This is a genomic window from Thioalkalivibrio sulfidiphilus HL-EbGr7 (assembly GCF_000021985.1).
GTDB lineage: Bacteria > Pseudomonadota > Gammaproteobacteria > Ectothiorhodospirales > Ectothiorhodospiraceae > Thioalkalivibrio_A > Thioalkalivibrio_A sulfidiphilus.
Genome location: NC_011901.1, coordinates 3106934 through 3131677, shown reverse-complemented (window position 1 = coordinate 3131677; position 24744 = coordinate 3106934). Strand labels below are relative to the sequence as shown.

Sequence of the window (24744 nt, the reverse complement as noted above, 5' to 3'; positions counted from 1 at the left end):
GACAAGTGACAAGAGGTTTTGCTGTTGAATTCACTTGCATCTTGTCTCTTGCCTCTCGTTACTGTTCATCGGTGCTCAGCAGGGCCTTGACGAAGTCATCGGCACGGAAGGTGCGCAGGTCATCGATCCCTTCGCCGACACCGATGAACCGGATCGGTATGCCCATGCGCTCGGCCATGGCGAACACGATGCCGCCCTTGGCGGTACCGTCCAGCTTGGTCACCGCGAGTCCGGTGAGGTTCACGGCCTGGTGGAACTCCCGGGCCTGGTTCAGGGCGTTCTGGCCGGTGCCGGCGTCCACCACCAGCAGGGTCTCGTGGGGGGCGTCCGGATCCAGGCGCTGGATCACCCGGCGCACCTTCTTCATTTCTTCCATGAGGTTGGTCTGGGTGTGCAGGCGGCCCGCCGTGTCGGCGATGAGCACGTCCACGCCCCGGGCCTTGGCGGCCTGCACGGCGTCGTAGATCACCGAGGCCGAATCCGCGCCCTTGCCCTGGGTGATGACCGGGATCCGGTTGCGCTCGCCCCAGACCTGCAGCTGTTCCACGGCGGCGGCGCGGAAGGTATCGCCGGCGGCCAGCATCACCGAGCGGCCCTCGTTCTGCAGGCGCTTGGCCAGCTTGCCGATGGTGGTGGTCTTGCCGGCGCCGTTGATGCCCACCACCAGGATCACGAAGGGCTTTTTGCTGGCATCGATCTGCAGTGGGTGTGCCACGGGGACCAGGATCTCGGTCATGGCCTCGTGCAGGGCCTTAAACAACGCATCGGCGTCGGTGAGCTCCTTGCGGGCCACCCGGCGGGTGAGTCCGTCCAGGATGCGCTGGGTGGCCTCCACGCCCACGTCGGCCATGAGCAGGCGGGTCTCCAGCTCCTCCAGCAGCTCGTCGTCGATGGCCTTGCGGCCCATGACCAGGGTGGCCATGCCCTCGGTGAGCGCCTGGCCTGTCTTGGACAAACCCTTGCGCAGCCGGGAGAATAGGCCCTCGCTTTGCGCAGGCGACGGGGACTTGGTTTCGCCCTCGGGGCGATTTTTTCTGAAACCGAACATGGATCCTGGATGTCTATGCAGTCACGAGAGCGCCCATCCTACCACCGGGGACTACACGCGGAAATGAAGTACTCACAGCTTTGCCACCTTGTTCTACTGACGCTTCTGCTGGCGCTAGCGCCCCTGGCCGCGCATGCCAATGTCCCGGCCAATGCCTCCGCCCAGGGCGTGCACGAATTCACCCTCTCCAACGGCATGAAGATCCTGGTGAAACCGGACAACCGGGCCCCGGTGGTGGTGTCCCAGGTCTGGTACGGGGTCGGTTCAGCCCATGAGCACGGCGGCATCACCGGCATCTCCCACGCCCTGGAACACATGATGTTCAAGGGCACGGCGCGTTACCCGGCCGGTGAGTTCTCGCGCATCATCGCCGAGCAGGGCGGTCGGGAGAATGCCTTCACCAGCCGCGATTACACCGCCTACTACCAGCTGCTGGCCGCCGGCCGGCTGGAGATCGCGCTCAAGCTCGAGGCCGACCGCATGCGCAACCTCACCCTGCCGGAGGAGGAGTTCGTGCAGGAGATGCGCGTGGTCAAGGAGGAGCGGCGCCTGCGCACCGAGGATAACCCCAACGCGCTGCTGTTCGAACAGGTCAACGCCACCGCCTGGCTGAACAGCCCCTACGGCATCCCCGTGATCGGCTGGATGACCGACATCGAGCACTACACCATCGCCGACATGCGCGACTGGTACGACCGCTGGTACGCGCCCAACAACGCCACCCTGGTGGTGGTGGGCGACGTGGATCCGCATGCGGTGTATCGCATGGCGCGGCGTTACTTCGGCCCCATCAAGGCCCGTGAGCTCCCCGAGATCAAGCCCCGGACCGAGACCCGCCAGCTCGGCGAGCGACGCATCATCGTGCGCGCACCGGCTCGGGTGCCGGCGGTGCTCATGGGCTACAAGGTGCCGGTGCTGCCCACCGCCGAGGAGGACTGGGAACCCTACGCCCTGCTGGTGGCCGCCGGCATCCTGGACGGCGGCGAGAGCGCGCGCCTGGCGCGCACCCTGGTGCGCGAGCAGGAACTGGCCGCCGGTGCCGGCGCCGGCTACAGCCCCTTCAACCGCCTCGACACCCTGTTCATGCTCAGTGCCTCCCCTTCCCAGGGCACCAGCCTGGCGGACCTGGAAGCGGCGCTCACCGAGTCCCTGGAGCGGCTCAAGCGCGAACCGGTCTCCGAGGCGGAACTGGAACGGGTCAAGGCACAGGTGGTGGCCCGGGAGGTCTACCGGCTGGATTCCGTGGAAGGCCAGGCCATGCAGATCGGCATGCTGGAGAAGGTGGGCCTGGGCTGGCGCACCCTGGACGAGATCGCCGAGCGCGTACGCGCCGTGACCGCCGAGCAGGTGCAGGCGGTGGCGCAGAAATACTTCGACGTGGACCGGCGCACCGTGGGCTGGCTGGAGCCGCTGCCCATCGACCCGGACAACCCGCCGAGCACTTTCGAGGGGCACCTGCGCTAAGCCGTCAGGCGTGAGGTGTCAGGCGCGTAGATCGGGCTTCAGCCCGACATGTGTGGCGTCCTCTGACGCCGCTGTCGGGCTGAAGCCCGACCTACGAGAGACAGCAGTTCCCAAGCACAAAGCTCAAAGCACGAAGCACAAGGTATATCCATGAAACAACTCGGATCCATGCGCATCCTGATCGGCATTCTCCTGGCGTTGCTGCTCATCGCGCCGGTTCACGCCAACCCGGCCATCGAACACTGGGAGACCGACAACGGGCTCAAGGTCTACTTCATGCCCGCGCCGGCACTGCCCATGCTGGACCTGCGCGTGGTGTTTCGCGCCGGCAGCGCCCGGGACGGGGACGCCCCGGGTCTCGCGCGGCTCACCAACGGGCTGCTGAACACCGGTGCCGGCGACTGGGACGCGGACACCATCGCCGAGCGTTTCGAATCCGTGGGTGCGCAGTTCGGTTCGGATGCCCTGCGCGATATGGCACACCTGAGCCTGCGCACGCTCACGGAGGCCGACTGGCTGGAGACGGCCCTGGACACCTTCACCACCGTGCTGGGCGATCCGCGCTTCCCGGAAAGGGATCTTGAGCGCGGCCGGCGCCAGACCCTGGTGGCCCTGGATGCCGAGGCCCAGCGACCCGGTTCGGTGGCTCAGCGCAGCTTCTTCGAGGCGGTGTTCGGTGATCACCCCTACGCCAACGTGCCCCTGGGCACCGAGGCCGGCGTGCGCGCCATCACCCGGGAACAGGTGGTGGGCTTCCACCGGGAGTTCTACGTGGCGCGCAACGGCGTGCTGGTGCTGGTGGGCGGCATCGACCGTGCCCAGGCCGAGGCCATCGCCGGGCGCATCGCCGCCGCGCTGCCCGAGGGCAGTGCCGCGGCCCCGTTGCCGGAGGTGCCTCCCCTGACGGAGTCCCGCACCATCCACGTGCCCTTCCCCTCGGCCCAGGCCCACGTGCTCATCGGCCAGCCGGGCATGCGCCGTGGCGATGAGGACTATTTCCCCCTGTTCGTGGGCAACCACGTGCTCGGCGGTGGCGGCTTCACCTCGCGGCTGTTCGAGGAGGTGCGTGGCCGCCGGGGCCTGGCCTACAGCGTGTACAGCTACTTCATGCCCATGGAGGCGGACGGTCCCTTCATCATGGGCGTACAGACCCAGGTGGCCCAGGCCGACGAGGCCCGCCAGGTGATGCAGGAGATCCTCGCCGAGTACCGCGAGAAAGGCCCCAGCAGCACCGAACTGCGCGCCTCCAGGCTCAACATCACCGGCGGCTTCCCCCTGCGCATCGCCTCCAACAGCGCCATGATGGACAACCTGGCGATGATGGGCTTCTACGGCCTGCCCCTGGATTACCTGGACCGTTTCAATGAACGCGTGGAGTCCGTGAATGAACGGACCATCCGCGACGCCTTCCAGCGCCGCCTCGATCCGGAGCGCATGGTCACGGTGATCGTGGGTGGTGAGGGCTGAAGCGCGGGGATGGTTTTGCCGCAGAGGCGCGGAGTCGCAGAGAAATCCAGGGATCTGACAGGATTTACATGATTAACAGGATTTGATCCATTGGCCTTGAAGCTTCTGCCTTGAAATCATGTCAATCATGTAAATCCTGTCCAGTTGTTTTTTCCTCCGCGTCTTCGCGCCTCTGCGGCGAACGAGGTCTTGTCTCATCATGAAACAACGCCGCACCAGCCAGCCACGCCCCGGTGCTCCGGGGCGTTTGCGTATCGTCGCCGGGGAATGGCGCGGACGGCGGCTCGCGGTGCCTTCGGCGCCGGGGCTGCGGCCGACGCCGGATCGGGTGCGCGAGACCCTGTTCAACTGGCTGCAGGGCATCGTGCCCGGGGCCCGCTGCCTGGATCTGTTCGCCGGCGCCGGCGGGCTCGGTTTCGAGGCCGCCTCCCGGGGCGCGGCGCGGGTGGTGATGGTGGAGGCGGCGCCGCGGGTGGCGGCTCACCTGCGCGAGCAGGTGCAACTGCTCGGCGCGGCCGACCGGGTGGAGGTCATCGCCGCCGACGCGCTTGCCTACCTGGCGCGCTGCGACGAGGGTTTCGATCTGGTGTTCCTGGACCCGCCGTTTCACAGCGACCTGCTGAGCATGGCGCTGGCAGGCCTTGCCCGGGGACGCTGCCTGCGCCCCGGCGCGCGGGTGTATGTGGAATACGCCGCCTCCGGCCAGCCGCCCGCACTGCCCGAGGGCTGGCGCATCGCCCGTGAAGGCCGCGCCGGCGACAGCGCGCATCTCCTCACGGCGCCGATCGGGATGGGGTCCGCGAATGAACGCGAATGAACGCAAATGGAATGATAGAGATTCGAACGCCCAAGGACCTGAACTCATTTCATTGAGATAACTCCGTTGTGTCCGTGGCAAAATCTTTGCCGGCCTTGCGGCACGGCGCTTGAGCATCAATTCGCGTTTATTCGCGTTCATTTGCGGACCAAGGTATTTCGGGTTTTAGGGGAACTACATGTCAAAGGTCGGACTGCTGGGCACGGGGCTGATGGGTGTGCCCATGGGCGAGGCGCTGCTGCGCGCGGGGCACGAACTGCGGGTCTACAACCGCACCCGTGAACGGGCACGGCCGCTGCTGGAAGCGGGCGCCCTGTGGTGCGACTCGCCGGCCCGGGTGCTGACCGACTCCGAGGTGGTGGTGCTCATGCTCAGCGACCGGGCGGCCATCGAGGCGAGCCTGTTGTCCGACGCGTCACGCGCAGCGCTTGCCGGACGTACGGTGATCCAGATGGGCACCATCGCGCCCAACGAGAGCCGTGACCTGCGCGATGCGGTGGTCGAGGCGGGCGGCGAGTACCTGGAGGCGCCGGTGCTGGGCAGCATTCCGGAGGCCAGGGCCTCGACCCTGCTGGTCATGGTGGGTGCGGACTCGGCCGAGGCATTCGAGCAATGGCGAGAGGTGTTCACTGCCTTCGGACCGAACCCGGTGCACGTGGGCGGGGTGGGCCAGGCGGCGGCGCTCAAGCTCGCCTTCAACCAGCTGATCGCCAGTCTCACCACCGCCTTCTCCCTGAGCCTCGCCCTGATCCGACGCGAAGGGGTCTCCGTGGATCTGTTCATGGACATGCTGCGCGAGAGCGCCCTCTATGCGCCCACCTTTGACAAGAAGCTGGAACGCATGCTCAAGGCGGATTTCTCCAACCCCAACTTCCCCGTGAAGCACATGCTCAAGGACGTGAACCTGGTGGCCCTGGCTGCCCGTGAGGCGGGTGTGGACGCGGGCCTGCTGGCGCCGGTGCGGGAGAACCTGGAACGGGTCATGGCCGCAGGGCACGGCGAGGAAGACTACTCCGCCCTGTACCTCGGCCTGGAACAGCGCAAGCCGGACCGCACTTAAGATCCCTGGCGTAGGTCAGGCTTGTTCGGCGCTTCCATGCGCCTTACCCCGTCGTGCTGAATGAATCGCTCCCGGCGATTCATTCAGCACGACGCCGCCAAAGACAAGTGACTGCGCTGGCGGGGCACATGCCCTGATAGCCCCCAGGACAACGACCCCATCACATTGCCTGCCTGAGGGCATTTCGCGCCAATCTGTGCCGGACTATGCTATGGATCTTCATCACACGATTGATCCATGAGCGCTTCCTCCTTTCCGCCCCGGGAATCCGATCGGCCGATCACCCCAATCCTGACGCCGCCACCCTCACATGCGCCTCCCGTCGAAGACCTTGCAACGTCTCCTGATCCTAGCCGTTCTGCTGCCCTGGTTCGCGTTCGCCACGGCACAGGACATGAACGGGGCCGTTGGCCCTGCCATGCCGGCGGTTTCGCCCCAGCAGCTGCTGGAGCTGCGCGCCACGCTCCAGGACAACCGCCCGCGCCTGGTGCAGATGGCGGAGATGATCGACACCACCCAGGCAGAGGGCTGGCTGGAGGCCAGTCCGGCGTCGCGCTTTGCCGAGCGCATGGCGGCCACGGCCGAGGACTCCGCGGAGCGTGGCATGTGGCAGGCAGCCATCGACCTGGAGACGGAAGGGGCCGAGCGTCTGCGCGGCGCCCTGGAACGGGCGGCACTGGCCCGCTCAGCGGGAGAGCGCATCGACGAGGCCGTGCAGCGCATCACCCTGATGCTCGGCACCCAGCCGCGCACCGGTGACGACACCAGCCTGTCCGCCATCGAGGCGGATATCGCGACCCTGGAGCGGCGTCGCGCCCAGGTGTTGCTGGAGCAGGAACAGAAGCGCCAGACCCTGGAGCGCCTGGACACCCAGGCGCGTACCCAGGCGGAACTGCTGGAGCGCCTGCGCCAGGGGCTCGCGGACGGCCCTGTGGCCATGCCTTGGGGGCCGCTGGAGGAAACGGCACTCTCAGATGCCCTGGCCGCCTGGGAGCAGGCCCAGGCGAGGCGGGCAGAGGCGCGCCTGCTCGCGGCGCAACTGGACGGGCAGACGGTCGCGCCACGCACGGAGATCCTGCGCCTTGAGCTGCGCGTCCTGGAGACCGAGGTGCAGTGGCTGGCCCAGCGCGTCGCCCAGATGTCCACCGAGTATGCGGAGCGTTCCGGTGAGGAACTGCGCGCCCTGCGTGACGATATCCGGCGCCTGACGGAGCGCGAACCCGAGGCCGCGCAACGCTTCAGCACCGAGATCGAGGCCCTGCTCAAGCGCATCGACCGTATCGCCCAGGTCCAGTCCCGTGTGCGTGCGCTGCAGGTCGAGCGGGAGCGCTACACTCAGCTGGAGGCCGACCTCACCCAGACCCTGTCCGGCGTCCGTGAGCGCCTGGAGATCGGCGGCCTGACCGATGTGCTCGGTGGCCTGCTCATGGAAGAGGAGCGGCGGGTTCGCAAGCTCGCGGATCTGCGTTTCACGCTGCACGATCTGGAGCGGGAGCTGGCCCAGTCTCGGCTGCGCGATATCACCGTGCGCGACGAGTTGCGCGCACTGCCGGCGCCGGCGCCGGTGTTCATCGATGACCGTGCCCGCTTCGAGATCCTGCGCCTGCAGCGCCAGGTGATCGAGATCGAGCTGCAATCCGATGAACAGCTGACCGAACAGCTGCGCAATGCCGAGCTGCGGCTGCGCACCGTGGTGGAGCGCGTGGACGAGTTGACCGAGGTCCTGCGCGAGTCGCTGCTCTGGTGGCCCAGCCATCAACCCGTCGGGCTGGAGTGGGCCAAGCGCATTCTTCCGGCCACGCTGATCCTGCTGGACCCCGGTGCCTGGCGCGAGATCCACAGCGCCCTGTTCTCGGTGATCTTCGGCGCACCGGTGGGTACCCTGCTGACCCTGCTCCTGGCGGCGCTGCTGTTCCTGGGCGGGCGCGGCACCCACCAGCAACTGGCGCAGATCGCGGAGAAGACCGCGCATCCCTTCAGTGATCGCATGGGGTTGACCTTCCAGGCGGTGGGCTGGAGTCTGCTGCGCGTCCTGCCCGTGCCGGTGTTGCTGGCCTCCACCGGTTATCGCCTGCAGCAGCTGCCGGATATCGGTCCGGGCGTGGAGGTGTTGGCCGTGGTGCTGTTCGGTGCCGCGCTCTGGTGGCTGGTGGGTCACCTGTTCCTGCTGTTCTCCAGTAGCAAGGGCGTCGGCATGGCCCACTTCCAGTGGGACCCGCTGGTGGTGCGCCGCCTGCGCCGGCACCTGACCTGGTACATGCCGCTGTTGCTGCTCATGGCGGCGTTCCTGGCCCTGACCTTCGGTCACCCGAACGAGCTGCTGCCCGATGTGTTCGGCCGCATCGGTCTGCTGGCGACGACCTTCCTGTCCGGCCTGTTCGCCTGGCAGATGCTGGCACCGAGGACGGAGTCCGAGGCGACCGAGCAGCAGGAGCGCCGGCGTCGCCTGGTGCGTTTCGCGCTGGCGGCGTTCACCCTGGTGCTGATGGGCCTCACCCTGGCCGGCTACCTGCTCACCGTGGCGGTGCTGCTGGACCGCACCATCAACACGGTGATCGTGGTGGCCGCCGTATGGCTGGGCTACAGCTTCGCGACGCGGGCGCTTCTGCTCAGCGAATCCCGACTGGTCCTGCGCCGCATGCGCGAACAGCGGGAAAAGGCCGCGGCCCTGGAGGGCAGCGCGGCCGTGGGCGAGGGCGCGGTGCTCGACATGCCCGAGCCCCATCTGAGCCTGGAAAACATCAATCAGCAGACCCGCTCGCTGCTGCGGGTCACCGCGGGCGCGGCCCTGGTGCTCGGACTGTTGTGGGTCTGGGCGGAGATCCTGCCCGCGCTCACCTGGCTGGAGCGCGTGACCCTGTGGTCACGCACCATCGCCGTGGGTGATGCCGAGATCCTGAGTCGCGTGAGCCTGCAGGACTTCCTGCTGGCGATCTTCCTGGGCGTGATCTTCACCCTGGCGGCGCGCAACCTGCCGGGCCTGGTGGAGATCCTGCTTTCGCGCAGCACCCAGATGGACGCCTCGGACCGCTACACCGTGACCACCCTGCTGCGCTACGTGCTGGCGGTGATCGCGGTGATCAGCGTGTTCTCCCTGCTGGGCCTGCGCTGGAGCGAGCTGCAGTGGATGGTCGCGGCCCTGACCCTGGGCCTGGGCTTCGGCCTGCAGGAGGTGGTGGCCAACTTCGTCTCGGGCATCATCATGCTGTTCGAACGCCCGGTGCGCGTCGGCGACACCATCACCATCGGTGAATACAGCGGCACCGTGGCGCGCATCCGCACCCGCGCCACCACCATCGTCGACTGGGACAACCGGGAGATCGTGGTGCCCAACAAGAACTTCATCACCGAGCGCCTGATCAACTGGACCCTCTCAGACACCATGACCCGCATCGTGATCCCGGTGGGCGTGAGCTACGATGCCGACGTGGACGAGGTGATGGGCACCCTGAAGACCATCGCCGAAGAGAGCCCGCTGGTACTCAAGGAGCCGGCGCCGACCGTGTTTTTCCTGAAGTTCGGTGACAGCGCCCTGAGCTTCGAGCTGCGGGTCTACGTCAATGCGATGAAGGACCGGCTGATCACCATCAGTGAGCTGCACCGGAGCATCATCAAGTCGTTCCGCGACAAGGGCATCGAGATCGCCTACCCGCAGATGGACATCCACGTGCGCGACCTGCCCCCGGCCAAGCGCGCGGGTCAGGGGCACCCGGAACCGCCCAGGCCGGATCCGCAGGCGACCTGAGCATCGTTTATCAGGACGGTTTGGTGATGTGAACGCGGAGGTCGCAGAGACGCAGAGAACGCAAAGAGAAGGGAATCAAAAACTCATTGCGCTCTTTGCGCCTCTGCGATCTCCGCGTGCCACCTCGAACCCCGGCCGGTTCACCGCGCTTCGCTGAGCAGGCGCCTGGCAAGCCGCTCCGACTGACCCGCGTAGCCACCGCCGAACAGGTTGTAGTGGTTGAGCAGGTGGTAGAGGTTGTAGAGGTCCTTGCGCACCCGGTAGCCCGGGTCGATGGGCCAGACGGCGTGGTAGGCGTCGTAGAAGCGTTGCCCCGGGCCGCCGAACAGCTCGGTCATGGCCAGGTCCGTCTCCCGGTCGCCGAAGTACACCGCCGGATCATAGATCACCGGGTTGCCTTCCCGGTCCGCGTCCCAGTTGCCGCTCCACAGATCGCCGTGCAGCACCGAGGGCACCGGGCTGTAGCCGTCAAAGAAGCCGGGCAGGGCCTCCATGAGCCTGCGCACCGCATCCTGGAGACCGCTGCCGCCGCCCCGTTGCATGGCCAGGTCGATCTGAAATCCCAGGCGCTGCTCGCGCCAGAAGCCGATCCAGTCCTCCCGCCAGGTGTTCACCTGGGGCGTGGCGCCGATGGTGTTGTCACGGTGCCAGCCGAAGCGCCCGGCGGTGTGCCGGTGCATCAGTGCCAACTGCTCGCCGAAGACAGAAGGGTCGAGGCGTCCACCCAGTTCCAGCAGTTCCATGACCAGGAAGCTCTGGGCGCCCTCCACCCCGTGGCACACGGGCAGCGGCACGCGGATGGCCTGCGACTCGGCGAGCGCAAGCAGCCCCTCAGCCTCCGCGGCAAACATATCCGAGAGCCGGGCGCTGTTGCGCTTGACGAAAAAGCGGCGCCCGTCGGTGCCGGTGAGGACGGCGGCCTGGTTGATGCAGCCGCCGCCGGTCGCGCGTTCATCCGCAAGACGAAAGGCTTTGCCGGTGGACTGTGTGATCAGGGATTCGAGAGACATGGGTCAGAAAGGATGAAGCCCGAGGACGGAAGTTTGAAGAACAATCGTGCCTGAAGATTTCCCGGTATCGCCAGTGTTCAAAGGCAGATATCGCGGACTGCGCAAAGAAAGGCGATGGCATAGCTGTAGGTGGCGACCAGCCCGATGACCAGGTAAAGCAGTGAAATGAAGATCGGATGATGTACCGCCCTGCCGATCGCAAGGGCAAAAGGAAACCCGGTCAGCAGGCAGATGAGATACGGGGTCAGTTCGACGAAAAAGGAAGTGCTGCGTGGGGATGGCCAGATCCAGAGCAGATACAGGGTCAGCGTCAGGATCGGCAGGCCGATCATGGCGATCAATTCTTTCCGCTGAGATTGGCCCATGCCGTATGCTGATTTTTTACATAGTACCAGTCCATGTCCTCACTATTTATTGGCTAATCGCTGCTTTCGGCGAAGGCGCCCCTCGCAATAGTCCCTCGGTGCTGAGGTCTTCGTCCAGATCAGGCCAATGGATACCGTAGCCTCCGCCACAGATCTTCCAGTTGTTGCGCTGACGCGCTGTCGCGTGGGCAAGGCGCGGATACCATTCGACGGGTACAGAAATCCTGCGCCCGTCCTTTAGGCTGACCGTCAGGTAGTCTTCAGAGAATTCCACCGATGCGACGCGTTCGTCAGCGTTAAGCGCCAAAGTACCCATGCCAAGCCTCCAGAAGTGCCGAATGGTTTGATTCTACAATACCCCTGATGATACGGAGTTCGTTGGCTGGTGTGCTTGATGCAATCAGTTTCTCACATCGACTTTAGTCGTCCGGAAGCCCTGGAGCAAACCCGTCCAGGTTGGCGGTGTCGGTTCGCAGAGAGACCCGGGCTGCTACGGGGTAGAATTAGGGGTTCATCCTTCATTCTTGGCCTCTCAACTTTTATGAAACGAACCCTGCAGCCCCTGTGCGACAAGATCGGCCATGAGCGCATCAAGGCCGTGATCCATGCCTTCTACGGCAAGCTGCGCAGCGACGCGCAGCTGGGCCATTTCTTCGCCCATATCGAGGACTTCAGCAGCCACGAGGCCCGGATCTCGGATTTCTGGTACACGGCCATGGGCGGGCGGCTGGAGCATCCGCCCCAGGTGGACATGGTGGGCAAGCACTTTCCGCTGGGGATTCAGGACGCGGACATCGACCGCTGGCTGGAGCATTTCCGCGCCACCACCGCCGAGCACCTGGAACCGGGGCTGGCGGAGCAGTGGGTGTTCATGGCGGAGGGCATTGCCGGGCGGCTGCGGCAGATCGTGGTGCATCATCAGCTGCGCTGATGAAGTGGCTAGTGGCAAGTCTCAAGTGGCAAGGAAAGGCAACTGCGGGTTTTCCTTGCGACTAGCCACTAGCCACTAGCCACTTGAGACTTGCCACTGTTCTCAGGAGCAAGGAATCTCTTCGTAACCCGGCGCATCGCAGACCTGCGTGAAGGCCGCCAGCCCCCCATTGTCCCAGCGCTCGTTGTGGGCCAGGCGCGAGGCCTCCAGGTCCGACTGGGCGGTGATGGGGGGCAGCAGGCTGCTGATGCGGGTGGGTGGCAGGCCCAGGCGCATCTCGTAGATTACCTGGTAGGCCAGCACCCGGCGCACGTAGCCGCGGGTCTCGGGGAAGGGGATCAGCTCGGCCCAGATGTCCGCGTCCATGGAACCCTCTTTCGGCAGCCAGCCGCTCACCCGGTGGGCGCCGGCGTTGTAGGCGGCGGTGGAGAGGATGGGGTGTCCGCCGAAGCGGTCCAGGTTGCGGCGCAGGTAGTAGGTGCCGATGGGCACGTTCACCCGGGGATCCAGCAGGTCGTTCGGATTGCGCAGGGTCATGTTCACGTGGCGGGCCATGGCACGGCCGGTGTCGGGCATCACCTGCATCAGGCCCAGGGCGCCGGCGTGGGAGCGGGCGTCCACCATGAAGGCGCTTTCCTGGCGGGCCACGGCCATGGCCCAGGCGGGGTTGATGCCCTGGCGGGCGGACTGTTCCAGCATCAGGCGGGCATGGGCCAGGGGGAAGCGCAGGTCCATGTCGTCGAATTCATTGGCCCGGGCCGCGGCGAAGATGGCCCGGTCGTGCCAGTCCCAGCGGTGGGCCAGCAGGGCTGCGGCCTTCAGGTCCTCCCGGTCCAGACCGGCCAGCACCCGTTCCCATTCCCTGCGTGCCTCGAGGCCCCTTTCCAGGGCCACCCATTCCCGGACCCGCTGCAGTTCGGGCCGGGATGCCAGCCCGTCGAGCCGCTCGGCGGGGACCTCCAGGGGACGGTGGCTGATGCGGTAGGGCAGGCCGGCCCGGTCCGCGGCCATGAAGCCGTAGAAGTTGCGTTCCTCGGCCAGGGCGCCGTACAGGGCGCGGGCCTGGCCACTCTGGCCCGTGGCCTCCAGGGCCCGGGCGCGCCAGTAGCGCCAGGCGTGATCATCGCGCTGTTCGGGGGTCATGGCCGCGATGGCCTGCTGCACGGTCTGCCAGTCACCGGCGCTGGCGCGGCGCGTACCTGCCATTCCCGCAGCTGGGCATCGAAGACCTCGGCGGGCAGGCCGGCCAGGTGCGGGAGGCTTTCGGCGCCGGTTCGCAGCACCAGGCGCAGGGCGAGGGTGCGTTCCACGGCCAGGCGCTCGGCCTCGGGCAGCTCCTGGGCCTGGCCGTAACGCTGCCACATCTCCAGGGCCTGCTCCGGCTCCTGGCGGGCCAGACGGGTCCAGGTGTGGACGAGCATGGCGGCGGCGCGGGGGTGGTCGCCGGCCTTCCACTCCATCCGGCCTGCCTGGGCGGGCCGGCGGTAGAGGTCCAGCCAGCGCTGGGCCCAGGCGCGCTCGGCCTCGGGCAGGTAGCGGGAGATGTAGCGGGCCAGACCCGGCTGTCCGGCCTCCATGGCCAGGCTGAAGCGGCCCCAGGCCAGTTCGGTGCTGAGTTGGCCTGCCTTGCGCCAGGCGTCCAGCACCGGGTCGCAGGCATCGGGCAGGGAGCGGCCGCTGAGCCAGATCTGTTCCACGCCGCGCAGTGCTTCGTCGTCGTGGCCCAGGTTGAGCAGGGCCTGCCTGTGCAGGCAGCTGAGGGTCGGGGTGGCGCTGGCGGCGTGGAAGTCGCGGGTCAGTTCCGCCCAGCGTTCTTCCCGGGCCAGGCGGTTGAGCCAGGCATGGCGCAGGCGTTCGGCGTAGGGGGTATCGGCGTGGGCCTTCAGGAACTCGCGCACTTCCTTGCCGCTGGCGCGGGAAAGGCGTGATTCGAGATCTGCGAACAGGAGATAGGGCTGCAGGGGGTAGTCGGCGAGCCCTTCGAGGCCCTTGCTGAAGGCGTCCCGATCCCGTCGGTTGAGGGCCTCTTCGGTGGTCTTGAACAGGGCCCGTTGTGCTTCGAGCCGGGATTCGGGGGTGGTGGCGGCGTTGGCGGAGCCGGCCAGGAGAACCGCCAGCAGGGGGGCCAGCAGCCAGGACAGTGAACGGCGCGTGTACACGGGTTACCTCCGCGGCGGGCCGGGTCGGCCACGCCTGGAATCGACTTTAAATATACCGCCTAAGTAATGCAAATAAGGGCGGGTTGATATTCGAGGGGCGTCGCGGAATGGCCGATGGAGGGGCTTTGCCTGGTCGCGACTGAAGATCAAAAGACGTTCTCTCGCGGAGGCGCAGGGACGCGGGGAAAACCATATTTGATCAAACAGCTTTCCCCGTGGCTCTGTGCCCCCGTGAGAGGACATGGGTTTTGCCGGGCATCGCAGAAAACACGATCCTCTCACGGAGCCACTGAGGCACGGGGAAACCTGATCAGCAATTCTTTCTCCGCGTCTCTGCGCCTCCGCGAGAGCACAAGGTTTTCGCTTTCAGATCTCCAGCACCAGCCGCTCCCCGGGCCCGAGGCCGTCCAGGGTCCAGGAGCCGACCCGGTAGCGGATCAGGCGCAGGGTGGGGTGGCCGACGGCGGCGGTCATGCGCCGGACCTGGCGGTTGCGGCCCTCGGAGATCGTCAGCTCCAGCCAGCTGGTGGGGATCGACTGGCGCACCCGGATGGGCGGGTCTCTCGGCCAGAGACCAGGTGGCTCGTCGATGATCTTCACCCGGGCCGGCAGGGTGAGACCGTCCTTGAGTTCCACCCCCTCGGCCAGGGCCTTGAGGGCTTGGGCATCGGGCACCCCTTCCACCTGCACCCAGTAGGTCTTGCTCATCTTGTGCTTCGGATCGCTGATGCGCGCCTGGAGTCGGCCGTCGTCGGTGAGCACCACCAGGCCCTCGCTGTCCCGGTCCAGGCGGCCGGCAGCGTAGACGCCGGGTTCGGGCACGTAGACCGCCAGGGTGCGCCGGCCTTCCCGGTCGGTGAACTGGCAGAGCACGTCGAAGGGCTTGTTGAGCAGGATGATGCGGGGCACCGGGGCCTCGTTGGATGGTTGTTAGTAGGAGCGACGACCTCGTCGCGAACAGCGGAGTTTACCGGGCCGCGCAGTTCGGCCCGAAGTCGGTCCTCCTACAGTGAAGCAACCCGGCCGGCGTCACAGCCCCAGCGGGTGGGCGGGGGCGTCGAAGCCGGCACCCAGCAGGCTTACGCCCAGGGCGAAGATCAGCAGCCCACCGGCCAGTGCCACCCCCTGTCCGGCCCGGGCCCAGGCCAGGCTGCCGCCCTGGCTGCCGGCGATGCGCCCGGCCCAGTGGCGGGCCTGCACGGCGAGGATCGCCAGCACCGACACGGTGATGGCGGTGCCCACGGACATGGCCAGCACGGCGGCGATGCCCGCCATCCACAGACCCAGCATGTTGGCCACGGCCAGCACCAGGATCGCGCCGGTGCAGGGGCGGATGCCCACGGCCACCACGGTGCCGATCATGGCACCCAGGCTGTCGCTCCTGGCCGCCTGCTCGGGGGTGACGTGGTGGGCGTGGCCGCAGCCGCAGCCGTGTTCATGATCGTGATGATGGTCGTGTCCGTGCGCGTGATCATGATCATGGGCATGCTGCGCCACCGGGCGCAGGCGCCACAGGCCGCGCAGGGCGCGAAACACCAGCCAGGCACCCACCGCCGCCACCAGCGCGAAACTGACCATCTCCAGGGTGCGTACATGGCCCAGGGCCTCACGGGTCAGACGTTCGGCGATCACCACCACGCCCACCACCAGGGCGATGGCGGTCAGTCCCTGCAGCAGGGATGAGGCCCAGGAGAGCACCAGGCCGCGCGTCATGTGCTGACGATGGGTGAGCAGGTAGGTGGTGATCACCGCCTTGCCGTGGCCGGGCCCGGCGGCGTGGAAGATGCCGTACAGGAAGCCCACCAGCACCAGGGCGAAGGTATTGGCGGCGGTGGGGGCGTTCTGGATGCGCTCCATGCCCCGCGCCAGTTGCCGGTGGAGGTCCCGCTGGGTGTTGAGCACCCACAGAGTGGCTCGCTCCCAGGCGTTCAGGGCCTCCGGCTCGCTGGCCGTGGCATGGGTCGTCGTGCTGCCGCCGGACAGGGGCGAGGCCCCGAGCAGCGGTGCCCACAGCAGCAGCGCGATCAGTACGGCCGGTATCAGGGCGCCGGGTCGCATCGCACCTCCCCGTGTTCGGTGAAGTGGCGCCCCAGGTCCGGGTCGCCGGTCTGGTTGGCGTCCAGGGCCGCGGCCCGGGCGACGATCACGGGATCGGGCCGGGGCTGTCTGATCTGCAGGCCGCAACGCTCAGAGGCGCCCTCCAGGGCCACGGTGGCGTCCGGGTCGTGGAGGATCTCGATGTAGTAGCTGGGATCGAACACCGCGTAGCTGAGCGGCCCGGTCTCCGGGTTCACCGGCTCGGGCAGCACCAGGGTAAAGCCCAGTTCCAGGCGCCCGGCGGCGTTGACCAGGCCATGATCCCGGACGGTGAAACCCTGCAGGCGCTGCCCGCCGTGGCTCACCTCGGTGAAGTACTGGTAGGGGGTGAGGTTCTCGATCATGCGGTTGCCGATGTCCGCGAGCTTTTCCTCCGGTGTGTTGCCCCGGGCATCGGTGGCCATCTCCTCCAGCAGCACCAGGCTGTAGAAGGGGTCGATGCGCCAGACCTGGCGCAGGGCGGTGATGCGCCCTGTCTCGTCGAACACCACCGCCACCCGCAGGTCGATCCAGGCGTGGGGATGGGCGTGGGCCTGAGCGCTCAGCAGGACGGTGAGGAACAGGACGAGGCCTGTGAGCAGGCGGCGCAGGGGCTGTAGGGCGAATGGCTGCATTCGGGTAGAAACGGGTCGCTGATCGTGGGCTGCCTTGTTATCACATAACCTGACTGCTTGGTAAGTGCAGGCTGGGCAAAGTTCATCGTGGGGCGGTTCAGACCCGCAGGGAACGGAGCCTGGCATCGAGCCGTTCAGTATCCAGCGGCGCGTGGTGAATGATCTCCAGGCGGGTCTCCTGCCCGGGTGGGCGGGCTTCCAGGCCGCCCTCGCCGGAGACCCGGTTGATGGCGAACCAGCCCCGGTCGGTGTGCAGCACGCCCTTGGTCCGGTCCCATGCATCCCCGTACAGCAGTTCGATCAGGTCTTCGTGCGCCAGCCGAACGGCGGGGTCGAGCAGCCAGCTGATGCCGTGGTAGCCGTCGCCGTGCTGGGTCGCCAGGAACCAGTCGGACTGCGTGCCCGCAGGTGAATCATGGCTGTCCTCATGCGCATGGTGCCCAGGATGATGGGTGTCCCCAAGAGGATGATGGGTGTCCCCAAGTGAACTGTCAGGATGATGGATGTCCCCAAGTGGATCATGGGTGTCCTCAACGGATCGCGTCCTCATGCGCATGGTGCCCAGGATGATGGGGATGATGGGTGTCCCCAAGTGAACTGTCAGGATGATGGATGTCCCCAAGTAGATCATGGGTGTCCTCAACGGATCGCGGTGGATCGGCTGGCAGGTCCAGCCAGGCGGGGTCCAGGGTGCCCTGGCTGACCAGGGCGGTGCGGGTCTTGGGTGGATCCAGGGTACGGGCGAAGTCCAGGAAGACCTCCCGCTCTGCATCGCTGTACAGATCCGCCTTGTTGGCCACCAGCACGTCCGCCAGGCGGATCTGGTCCTGCCAGGTGGGGTGCTCCCGGTGCCGGGGCGAGGCCAGGTGGCGGGCGTCCATGAGGGTGATCACGGCGCCCAGGTCCAGCACCTGCCGGTAGAACTCGCCGGTGAGGGTCTCGATCACCCGAGCCGGGTGGCCCAGGCCGGTGGGTTCGATGAGGATGCGTTCGGGGCGCTCCTCCCGGATGAGCCGGTTGAGCCCCACGGTGAAGGCCTGGCTGCTGACGCAGCAGAGACACCCGCCCGGCACCTGGCGGATGGCCACGTCCTCGCCTTCCATCAGTTGTTCGTCCACGCCCACCTGGCCGAACTCGTTGACCAGCACCGCCCAGCGTTCGCCCGCCGGACGATGGGCCAGCAGATGGCGGATGGCGGTGGTCTTGCCGACGCCGAGGAAGCCGGTGATCAGGTGGGTGGGGATGGGCATTGGATTCAAAATTCAAGATTCAAAATTCAAAATTCAAGATTCAAGATTCAAAGGGGTGGAGTCGTGGTTCTTTGAATTTTGAATTTTGAATTTTGAATCTTGAATCTTGAATCTTGAATTGTCTTCCAGCCTGTCGATCAGCGCTTCCCAGCGCACACGGCGCGGGCCGTCGATGCCGAGCTGATCCAGGAGCGCGGTCAACGCCGCGCGGTCCGGGGCGGCGGGGCTGAGGTCCAGGGCTTGCGGCAGGTCTTCGATGTCGCAGTGGATGCCGGTGAGCCGACGCGAGAGGCGCACGCTGTGCTCGTGCTCGCGGACCAGGTCCGCCAGGCGCCTGGCGCCGCGGATGTGCAGTTTCGCCACCTCATCGGTGTCGGCAAACAGCGTGTCCAGGTCGCCGAACCGGCGCAGGATGCGCGCGGCGGTGGCCATGCCGATGCCGGGCACGCCGGGGATGTTGTCCACCTTGTCGCCGGCCAGGGCCAGCTGATCGGCCACCTGCTCCGGGCGCACGCCCAGCTTCTTCTCCACGCCCCGGGCGTCCAGGCGCCGGTCCTGCTGGAATTCCCACCACAGGTCGCCGGGGCCCACCAGCTGGGTCAGGTCCTTGTCGGCGGTGATCAGGTGCACGCTGCCGCCCGCGGCCTGCTGGCGGGCGGTCAGGGTGCCGATGATGTCGTCGGCCTCGTAGCGGGGGCTGGAGAAGGCCGGAAAGCCCAGGGCAGTGACCAGGGCGCGGCACTGGCGGAACTGGCGCTTGAGGGATTCCGGGGCCGGCGGGCGATTGGCCTTGTACTCGGGGTAGATCTCGTGACGGTAGGACTGGCCCAGGCTTTCGTCGAAGGCGAACACCACCGGCGCGGGCGCGGCCCGGGTGAGCAGGCGCACCAGGAACTCGCCGAAACCGGTCACCGCATTGGCCGGGTGGCCCTCACGGTCGGTGATGGCCTCGGGCAGGGTGAACCAGGCGCGGAACACGTAGATGCTGGAGTCCACCAGCCACAGGGGGCTGGCGCGGTCGGGATCTGTCACGGGGTGTCCGGGCAGGCAGAAAGCAAGGCCCGTAGCTTATCAGCTGCGCGCTCAGCTCACGATGCGCAGCCGCTGGGACTCGATCCAGCCGGGGATCTCAGCGGCGGGCAGGGGCCGGGACAGCAGGTAGCCCTGCACCTGGTCGCAGCCCATCTCCCGCAGCAGCTCCAGCTGGGATTTCTCCTCCACGCCCTCGGCCACCACCTCCAGGCGCAGGGCGTGGGCCATGAGCACGATGGCGCGCACCAGGGCACGGGTGTCCTCGGCGTGCAGCATGTCCTCCACGAAGCTCCTGTCCACCTTGAGCTGCCGGATGGGGAAGTGACGCAGGTAGTTGAGCGCCGAATAGCCGGTGCCGAAGTCGTCGATGCACAGGCCGATGCCCATGGCATCCAGGGTCTGCAGGGTCTCCGCCACGTGGCGGTTCTGCTCCATGAGCAGGGACTCGGTGATCTCCAGGTGCAGGCGCTCGCTGGCGATGCTGTGCTGGCGCAGGCGGCGGGCGATGCGGCTCACCAGGCCGTCGCGGCGGAACTGCACGGGGGAGAGGTTGATGGCCAGGGTCAGGTGTGAAAGCCCCCGTGCGTCCCACTGGGCCAGCTGCGCGCAGGCGGCATCGATCACCCAGTCGCCGATCTCGTGGATCAGCCCGGAATCCTCGGCCACGGGGATGAATTCGTCCGGCGGCACCAGGCCGCGCACCGGGTGCTGCCAGCGCACCAGGGCCTCGAGCCCCTGCACGCCCGCGCCGTTGAGGGAGACGATGGGCTGGTAGTGGAGCAGGAACTGGTTCGTGTCCAGGGCGGCGCGCAGATCTCCCTCCATGGTCAACCGGGCGCGCACGCTCTGGGTCAGTTCCGGCGCGTAGAAGTCGAAGGTGTTCTTGCCCCGGGACTTGGCCTGGTACATGGCGGTGTCGGCGTCCTTGAGCAGGTCCGCCTCCGCGGTGTCGTCGCTGGGATAGAGGGTGATGCCGATGCTGGCGCTCATGGTGATGCTCTGTTCGCCCAGCATGAAGGGCGCGCGCAGGGTGTCCAGCAGCTTGCGCACGAAGGTGACCGCATCCTCGGGGCGCTGGATGTCGGTGAGGATCACGGTGAACTCGTCGCCCCCCAGGCGCGCCAGGGTGTCGGTCTCGCGCAGCACCCGGCCGAAGCGCCGGGCGATCTCCTGCAGCAGCCGGTCGCCGGCCGCATGCCCCAGGCTGTCGTTGACCCGCTTGAAGTCGTCCAGGTCGATGAACAGCAGGGCGATCAGCCGCTCGTGGCGCTTGGCGTATTCCATGGCCTGGTGCAGGCGGTCCTGGAACAGCGTGCGGTTGGGCAGATGGGTCAGGCTGTCGGAGTAGGCCAGTTCGTTGAGCCGTTCCTGGGCCTGCTCGCGCTCCCGGACCTCCTGGGCCAGGGCCTCGGACTGGGCGCGCAGGGCCCGGGTGTGGTGGCGGATCTGCTGGCGCAGGAACAGGGCCAGGCCGATGACCAGTAGCGTGAGCAGCACGATGCCGGCAAGAATCACCGGGTGCCAGCCGGGAAGCTGTCTGGGCATCTCTCCGGTATCGCCCAGCCAGCGGTTCATGCTCAAGTGATACATAGAGCCGGGCTGGGTCTTGAGCTCTCTGAGGTGCCGGTCGATGGCCTGCAGGACCGGCGCCATCTCCGGGCGGGCGCTGGCGAAGTGCAGTTCCACCGGGTTGAAGATGATGTGGGTGGGGATGCCCTCCGGCACCCGGAACTGGCGTCCCACCAGGCGGTTCACGGCGGCGGCGTCCACCTCGCCATGGGCAAGCAGCTGCATCACCTCCCGGTAGTCGGCCACGGGATGGAGCTCCGCCTGCACGTTGAACTCGCGCAGCAGGGACTCCAGGGCCCGGGCGTGGGTGTCGCCGGCCTTCACGGCAATGCGCGCGCCGGCCAGGTCCAGGACGGAATCCACGACTACGTCCCGGTGCCTGTAGATCACGCCCCAGTTGGTGAGCATGGCCTCGCGGTTGAACTGCAGCACCTGGGCCCGCTCCGGGGTGTAGGCGATGGCGGCGATCAGGTCGATCTCCCGGTTTTGGCCCATCTCCAGCAGCTCCGCGAAGGAGGCGGCCACGTAATGGATCTTCCAGCCCTCCTGGCGCGCGGCATCTTCCAGCAGGTCGATAACCAGGCCCCGGGGGCCCTCGGCATCGATGCCGATCAGGGGCGGGTTCACGTAGATGCCCACCCGCAGGGTCTCACCGCTGACCTGTCCGCTGTTCAGTGTCTGGAATTGGGCCTGGGCCTGGGCGGGCGCCCAGGCCAGGGACAGGAGCAGCAGCCAGAAGACGGCAGCAAGGGTGGGGTGCAGTCGCATGGGGCCTATTTGAGCCGGTTGATGTCGTCGCGCACGCCGGCCAGGGATTGATCGAATTCCTTGCGTTCGCTGGGCTCCAGGGGCAGTTCAATCACCGACTCCACGCCGTTGCGGCCCAGGATGCAGGGCACGCCCATGGCCACGTCGCGCTCGCCGTATTCGCCCTCCAGCAGGGCCACCGTGGGCAGCACCCGCTTACGGTCCAGGGCGATGGCGTCGACCATGGCGGCGATGGCCGCGGCGGGGGCGTCGTAGGCGCTGGAGGTCTGTTTCAGGGCCAGGATCTCGGCGCCGCCGTGGCGGGTGCGCTCGACGATGCGTGCGATGGCCTCCTCGGACAGGAAATGGCGCACCGGGATGCCGTTGATGGTGGAGTAGCGCAGCATGGGCACCATGGAATCGCCGTGCCCACCCAGCACCATGGCGTTGATGTCATTGACCGAGAGCCCGGTCTCCAGGGCCACGAAGGAGGCCATGCGCGAGGAATCCAGCACTCCCGCCTGGCCGAACACCCGGTTGCGCGGCCAGCCGGTGCGCTGCCAGGCCCGGTAGGTGAGCACGTCCACGGGGTTGGAGACCAGCAGCAGCATGGCATCCGGGGCGTGTTCCATGATCCCGTCCACGAGCTTGTCCAGGATCGCCACGTTGGTGTCCAGCACGTCGGAGCGCGACATGCCGGGCTTGCGGGGGATGCCGGCGGTGATCACCACCAGCTCGGCGCCGCTGAGGATGGCGGCATCGGTGCCGCCCTTGAGGCGGGTGTCGAAACCGAACAGGGGCGCGGTCTCCTGGATGTCCAGGGCCGCGCCTTCCGCCGCCCCTTCCCTGACGTCCAGCAGGACCAGCTCACGACAGGTGTCGTTCTTGGCCAGGAATTGCGCGGTGGATTCGCCGACCCGGCCGGCGCCGATGATCGCTATCTTTTCCATGGGGGTCCCCCGTGGTTTTGGGCCTCACCTAAGTGTAGACACATAACGCCGGTGACCGGTAACCCCTCCCGGCCCATCGCGATGGGTGAGGCCTCTCGGCCTGTCTCGCGCCGTCGTCTTCCTGGACAAGCGCAGCCATAGGGCGGGCCGTGCCCGCCGTCAGCCCTCGCTTCCGGGTCAGCAGGCGGCCATGGACCGCCCCATGGGCTCGCGACACAGATCTGTGCCGCAGGAGGCAGGTTAGCCCTTGGCGGGGGTGATGCGCGCCACCCCGGTGTCCACCGCGGCGCGGGCCACGGCGGGGGGCACCACCTCGATCAGGCGGCTGTCCAGGGGCTTGGGAATGATGTACTCGGGGCCGAATTCCAGGTGCTTGAGGCCGTAGGCGTCCAGCACCGACTTGGGCACCGGCTCCCGGGTCAGGCGCGCCAGGGCGTGCACCGCGGCGATCTGCATGGCCTCGTTGATGGTGCGCGCGCGCACGTCCAGGGCGCCCCGGAAGATGTAGGGGAAGCCCAGCACGTTGTTCACCTGGTTGGGGTAGTCGCTGCGCCCGGTGGCCATGATCAGGTCGGAGCGGGTCTTGTGGGCCAGCTCGGGCAGGATCTCCGGGTCCGGGTTGGAGAGGGCGAACACGATGGGCTTCTCGGCCATGGAACGCAGCATGTCCGGGGTGAACAGGTCCGGACCGGATACGCCCACGAACACGTCGGCACCGGCGCAGGCATCGGCCAGGGTGCGCGCCTCGGTGTCGTTGGCGAAGATCAGCTTGTACTCGTTGAGGTCCTCGCGGCGGGTGTGGATCACGCCCTTGCGGTCCACCATGAAGATGTTCTGCTTGCGGGCCCCCAGGGCCAGCAGCAGGCGCATGGAGGCGATGCCGGCGGCGCCGGCGCCCAGGCACACGATGCGCGCCTCCTCCAGGCTCTTGCCCTGCAGTTCCAGGGCGTTGAGCAGGCCGGCGGCGGCGATGATGGCGGTGCCGTGCTGGTCGTCGTGGAACACCGGGATGTCCAGGCGCTCGGAGAGGCGGCGCTCGATCTCGAAGCAGTGGGGCGCGGCGATGTCTTCCAGGTTGATGCCGCCGAAGCCGCCGGCGATGCGCGCCACGGTGTTGATGAAGTCCTCGGGTTCGGGGGCGTTGACCTCGATGTCGAACACGTCGATGCCGGCGAAGCGCTTGAACAGCACTGCCTTGCCCTCCATCACCGGCTTGCTGGCCAGGGCCCCCATGTTGCCCAGGCCGAGCACCGCGGTGCCGTCGGTGATCACCGCCACCAGGTTGCCCTTGGCGGTGTAGCGGTAGGCGTCCTCGGGGTTCTTGTGGATGCGCCGTACCGGTTCGGCGACGCCCGGGGTGTAGGCGAGGATCAGGTCGTCCTGGGTCTCGGTGGGCTTGGTGACGGTGATGCCGATCTTTCCGGCGGGTGCTGCTGCGTGGTAGTCGAGGGCGCGTTCGTTCAGGTTCTTCTTGGACATGGTGTTTTGTTATCGGTTATCGGGTGTGGTGTGTGGTGTGTGGTGTGTCGGGTGTACGGGTTACTTGAGCGGGTGGCTGGGCGGGGTGCCGGCACGGGCCTGCTCGTAGAGGGGCTGCATCCTCACCGCCAGCTGTTGCAGGTCGCGGATGCGGCTCTCGGTGCTCGGATGGGTGCTCAGGAACTGCGGCGGGCTGCCGTTGGCCAACGCGGCCATCTTCTGCCACAGGGTCACGGCGGCCCGGGGGTCGTAGCCGGCACGGGCGGCCAGCTCGATGCCGATCACGTCGGCCTCCCGTTCCATCTGCCGGCTGTTGGGCAGCTGCACGGCCAGGGCCGCGGCCAACACTGCGCCGGTCATGGCCACCTGGGAGCGTTCGCCGGACAGGGCGAAGCCGGCCACCGCCAGGTTGGTGGCCAGTGCCACGGACATCTTCTCGGCGGTGTGTGCGGACAGGGCGTGGGCCACCTCGTGGGCGATCACCTGGGCCAGCTCGTCATCGGTGGCGTTGAGCTTGGTGATCATGCCGGTGTAGATGCCCATCTTGCCGCCGGCCATGGCGAAGGCATTGGGCACGTCGTTGTCGATCACCTGCATCTCCCACTCCCAGTTGCGGGTCTCGGGACGGTAGGCGATGGCCTGGGCCACCACGCGGCCGGTGATGCGGTCAATGCGTGCCTTCACTGCCGGGTCGCTGTTGAGCCGGCCCTCCTCGCGGATGGGGGCGAGCATCTGGGCATAGGCCTGGCGGGAGGCGGAGATGGCCTGGCTTTCGGGGACCAGCATGAGCTGCTGGCGGCCGGTGACCGGGTTGGTGGCACAGCCGGCCATGAACAGACTGACCAGGCCCAGGAGGATCAGCAGGAGACTCAGGGTGCGCTTTGTCATGGCGGTGCTTCGTGATCAGGTGTGGGTGATCGGGGCGGCTGCCGTGGGCCGG

19 protein-coding genes and 2 pseudogenes are annotated in these 24744 nt (G+C 67.2%); 6 read left to right on the top strand and 15 right to left on the bottom strand.

The window, feature by feature from the left end; translation table 11 throughout:
• Positions 1–58 precede the first annotated feature (58 nt).
• On the bottom strand, positions 59–1048 hold the full coding sequence (ftsY, locus tag TGR7_RS14990; RefSeq protein WP_012639521.1) for a signal recognition particle-docking protein FtsY: 990 nt from the start codon (positions 1046–1048) through the stop codon (positions 59–61).
• Positions 1049–1111: 63 nt separating this feature from the next.
• Here ftsY and TGR7_RS14985 point away from each other — a divergent pair, with 63 nt between their 5' ends.
• The 5 genes from TGR7_RS14985 (at position 1112) to TGR7_RS14965 (ending at position 9601) form a co-directional block, all read left to right on the top strand.
• Entirely contained in the window at positions 1112–2512 is a 1401-nt protein-coding gene (locus TGR7_RS14985; RefSeq protein WP_012639520.1) for a M16 family metallopeptidase, read from the top strand.
• 150 nt (positions 2513–2662) lie between these two features.
• The gene (locus TGR7_RS14980) at positions 2663–3979 is read left to right on the top strand and encodes a M16 family metallopeptidase (protein ID WP_012639519.1); all 1317 of its coding nucleotides are present in this window, start codon (positions 2663–2665) and stop codon (positions 3977–3979) included.
• A 199-nt stretch (positions 3980–4178) separates the two neighbouring features.
• Positions 4179–4796, top strand: a complete 618-nt coding sequence (rsmD, locus tag TGR7_RS14975) for a 16S rRNA (guanine(966)-N(2))-methyltransferase RsmD (RefSeq protein ID WP_012639518.1) — start codon at positions 4179–4181, stop codon at positions 4794–4796.
• A gap of 178 nt (positions 4797–4974) precedes the next feature.
• On the top strand, positions 4975–5856 hold the full coding sequence (locus tag TGR7_RS14970; protein WP_012639517.1) for an NAD(P)-dependent oxidoreductase: 882 nt from the start codon (positions 4975–4977) through the stop codon (positions 5854–5856).
• A 394-nt stretch (positions 5857–6250) separates the two neighbouring features.
• A complete protein-coding gene (locus TGR7_RS14965) occupies positions 6251–9601 on the top strand; it encodes a mechanosensitive ion channel domain-containing protein (RefSeq protein WP_245522998.1) in 3351 nt (1116 codons plus the stop codon).
• A gap of 140 nt (positions 9602–9741) precedes the next feature.
• On the opposite strand, the gene TGR7_RS14960 is transcribed toward TGR7_RS14965, so the two are convergent.
• From TGR7_RS14960 to TGR7_RS17305, 3 genes are all read right to left on the bottom strand, one after another.
• Complete coding sequence (locus TGR7_RS14960; protein WP_012639515.1) at positions 9742–10611, bottom strand: fructosamine kinase family protein; 870 nt, start codon at positions 10609–10611, stop codon at positions 9742–9744.
• A 77-nt stretch (positions 10612–10688) separates the two neighbouring features.
• Positions 10689–10976 (bottom strand): hypothetical protein, encoded by a 288-nt coding sequence (locus tag TGR7_RS14955; RefSeq protein ID WP_012639514.1) that lies wholly within the window; start codon positions 10974–10976, stop codon positions 10689–10691.
• Positions 10977–11022: 46 nt separating this feature from the next.
• Positions 11023–11292 (bottom strand): DUF2442 domain-containing protein, encoded by a 270-nt coding sequence (locus tag TGR7_RS17305; protein WP_012639513.1) that lies wholly within the window; start codon positions 11290–11292, stop codon positions 11023–11025.
• A 225-nt stretch (positions 11293–11517) separates the two neighbouring features.
• Between TGR7_RS17305 and TGR7_RS14950 the strand changes: the two genes are divergently transcribed.
• The gene (locus TGR7_RS14950; RefSeq protein ID WP_012639512.1) at positions 11518–11907 is read left to right on the top strand and encodes a group III truncated hemoglobin; all 390 of its coding nucleotides are present in this window, start codon (positions 11518–11520) and stop codon (positions 11905–11907) included.
• 102 nt (positions 11908–12009) lie between these two features.
• On the opposite strand, the pseudogene TGR7_RS18045 reads toward TGR7_RS14950, so the two are convergent.
• The 11 genes and pseudogenes from TGR7_RS18045 to TGR7_RS14895 all read right to left on the bottom strand — a co-directional run bounded on the left by TGR7_RS18045 (position 12010) and on the right by TGR7_RS14895 (position 24692).
• A pseudogene (locus TGR7_RS18045) lies at positions 12010–14066 on the bottom strand (transglycosylase SLT domain-containing protein).
• A gap of 366 nt (positions 14067–14432) precedes the next feature.
• Positions 14433–14975, bottom strand: a complete 543-nt coding sequence (locus tag TGR7_RS14940) for an rRNA large subunit pseudouridine synthase E (RefSeq protein ID WP_012639511.1) — start codon at positions 14973–14975, stop codon at positions 14433–14435.
• Positions 14976–15095: 120 nt separating this feature from the next.
• Complete coding sequence (locus tag TGR7_RS14935) at positions 15096–16124, bottom strand: nickel/cobalt transporter (protein ID WP_012639510.1); 1029 nt, start codon at positions 16122–16124, stop codon at positions 15096–15098.
• Entirely contained in the window at positions 16106–16777 is a 672-nt protein-coding gene (locus TGR7_RS14930) for a DUF1007 family protein (protein ID WP_012639509.1), read from the bottom strand. Before TGR7_RS14930 ends, TGR7_RS14935 begins: the two co-directional genes overlap by 19 nt.
• 97 nt (positions 16778–16874) lie before the next feature.
• Entirely contained in the window at positions 16875–17327 is a 453-nt protein-coding gene (locus TGR7_RS14925; RefSeq protein WP_187148402.1) for a hypothetical protein, read from the bottom strand.
• Positions 17323–18027 (bottom strand): annotated as a pseudogene (locus TGR7_RS14920) (CobW family GTP-binding protein); the annotation flags it as partial. The gene TGR7_RS14925 and the pseudogene TGR7_RS14920, both read right to left, overlap by 5 nt.
• 33 nt (positions 18028–18060) lie before the next feature.
• Positions 18061–19059 carry a 5'-3' exonuclease gene (locus TGR7_RS14915; RefSeq protein WP_012639508.1) on the bottom strand — a complete coding sequence of 333 codons (999 nt, stop codon included), beginning with the start codon at positions 19057–19059 and terminating at the stop codon, positions 18061–18063.
• Positions 19060–19110: 51 nt separating this feature from the next.
• Positions 19111–21396, bottom strand: coding sequence for a putative bifunctional diguanylate cyclase/phosphodiesterase (locus TGR7_RS14910; protein WP_012639507.1), 2286 nt, complete (start codon positions 21394–21396; stop codon positions 19111–19113).
• A 5-nt stretch (positions 21397–21401) separates the two neighbouring features.
• Positions 21402–22325, bottom strand: coding sequence for a malate dehydrogenase (gene mdh, locus TGR7_RS14905; protein WP_012639506.1), 924 nt, complete (start codon positions 22323–22325; stop codon positions 21402–21404).
• Between the two features lie 240 nt (positions 22326–22565).
• Positions 22566–23804: a malic enzyme-like NAD(P)-binding protein gene (locus TGR7_RS14900; RefSeq protein ID WP_012639505.1), complete on the bottom strand. Its 1239-nt coding sequence runs from the start codon at positions 23802–23804 to the stop codon at positions 22566–22568.
• Between the two features lie 60 nt (positions 23805–23864).
• On the bottom strand, positions 23865–24692 hold the full coding sequence (locus tag TGR7_RS14895; protein ID WP_012639504.1) for a M48 family metallopeptidase: 828 nt from the start codon (positions 24690–24692) through the stop codon (positions 23865–23867).
• Between the last annotated feature and the right edge of the window lie 52 nt (positions 24693–24744).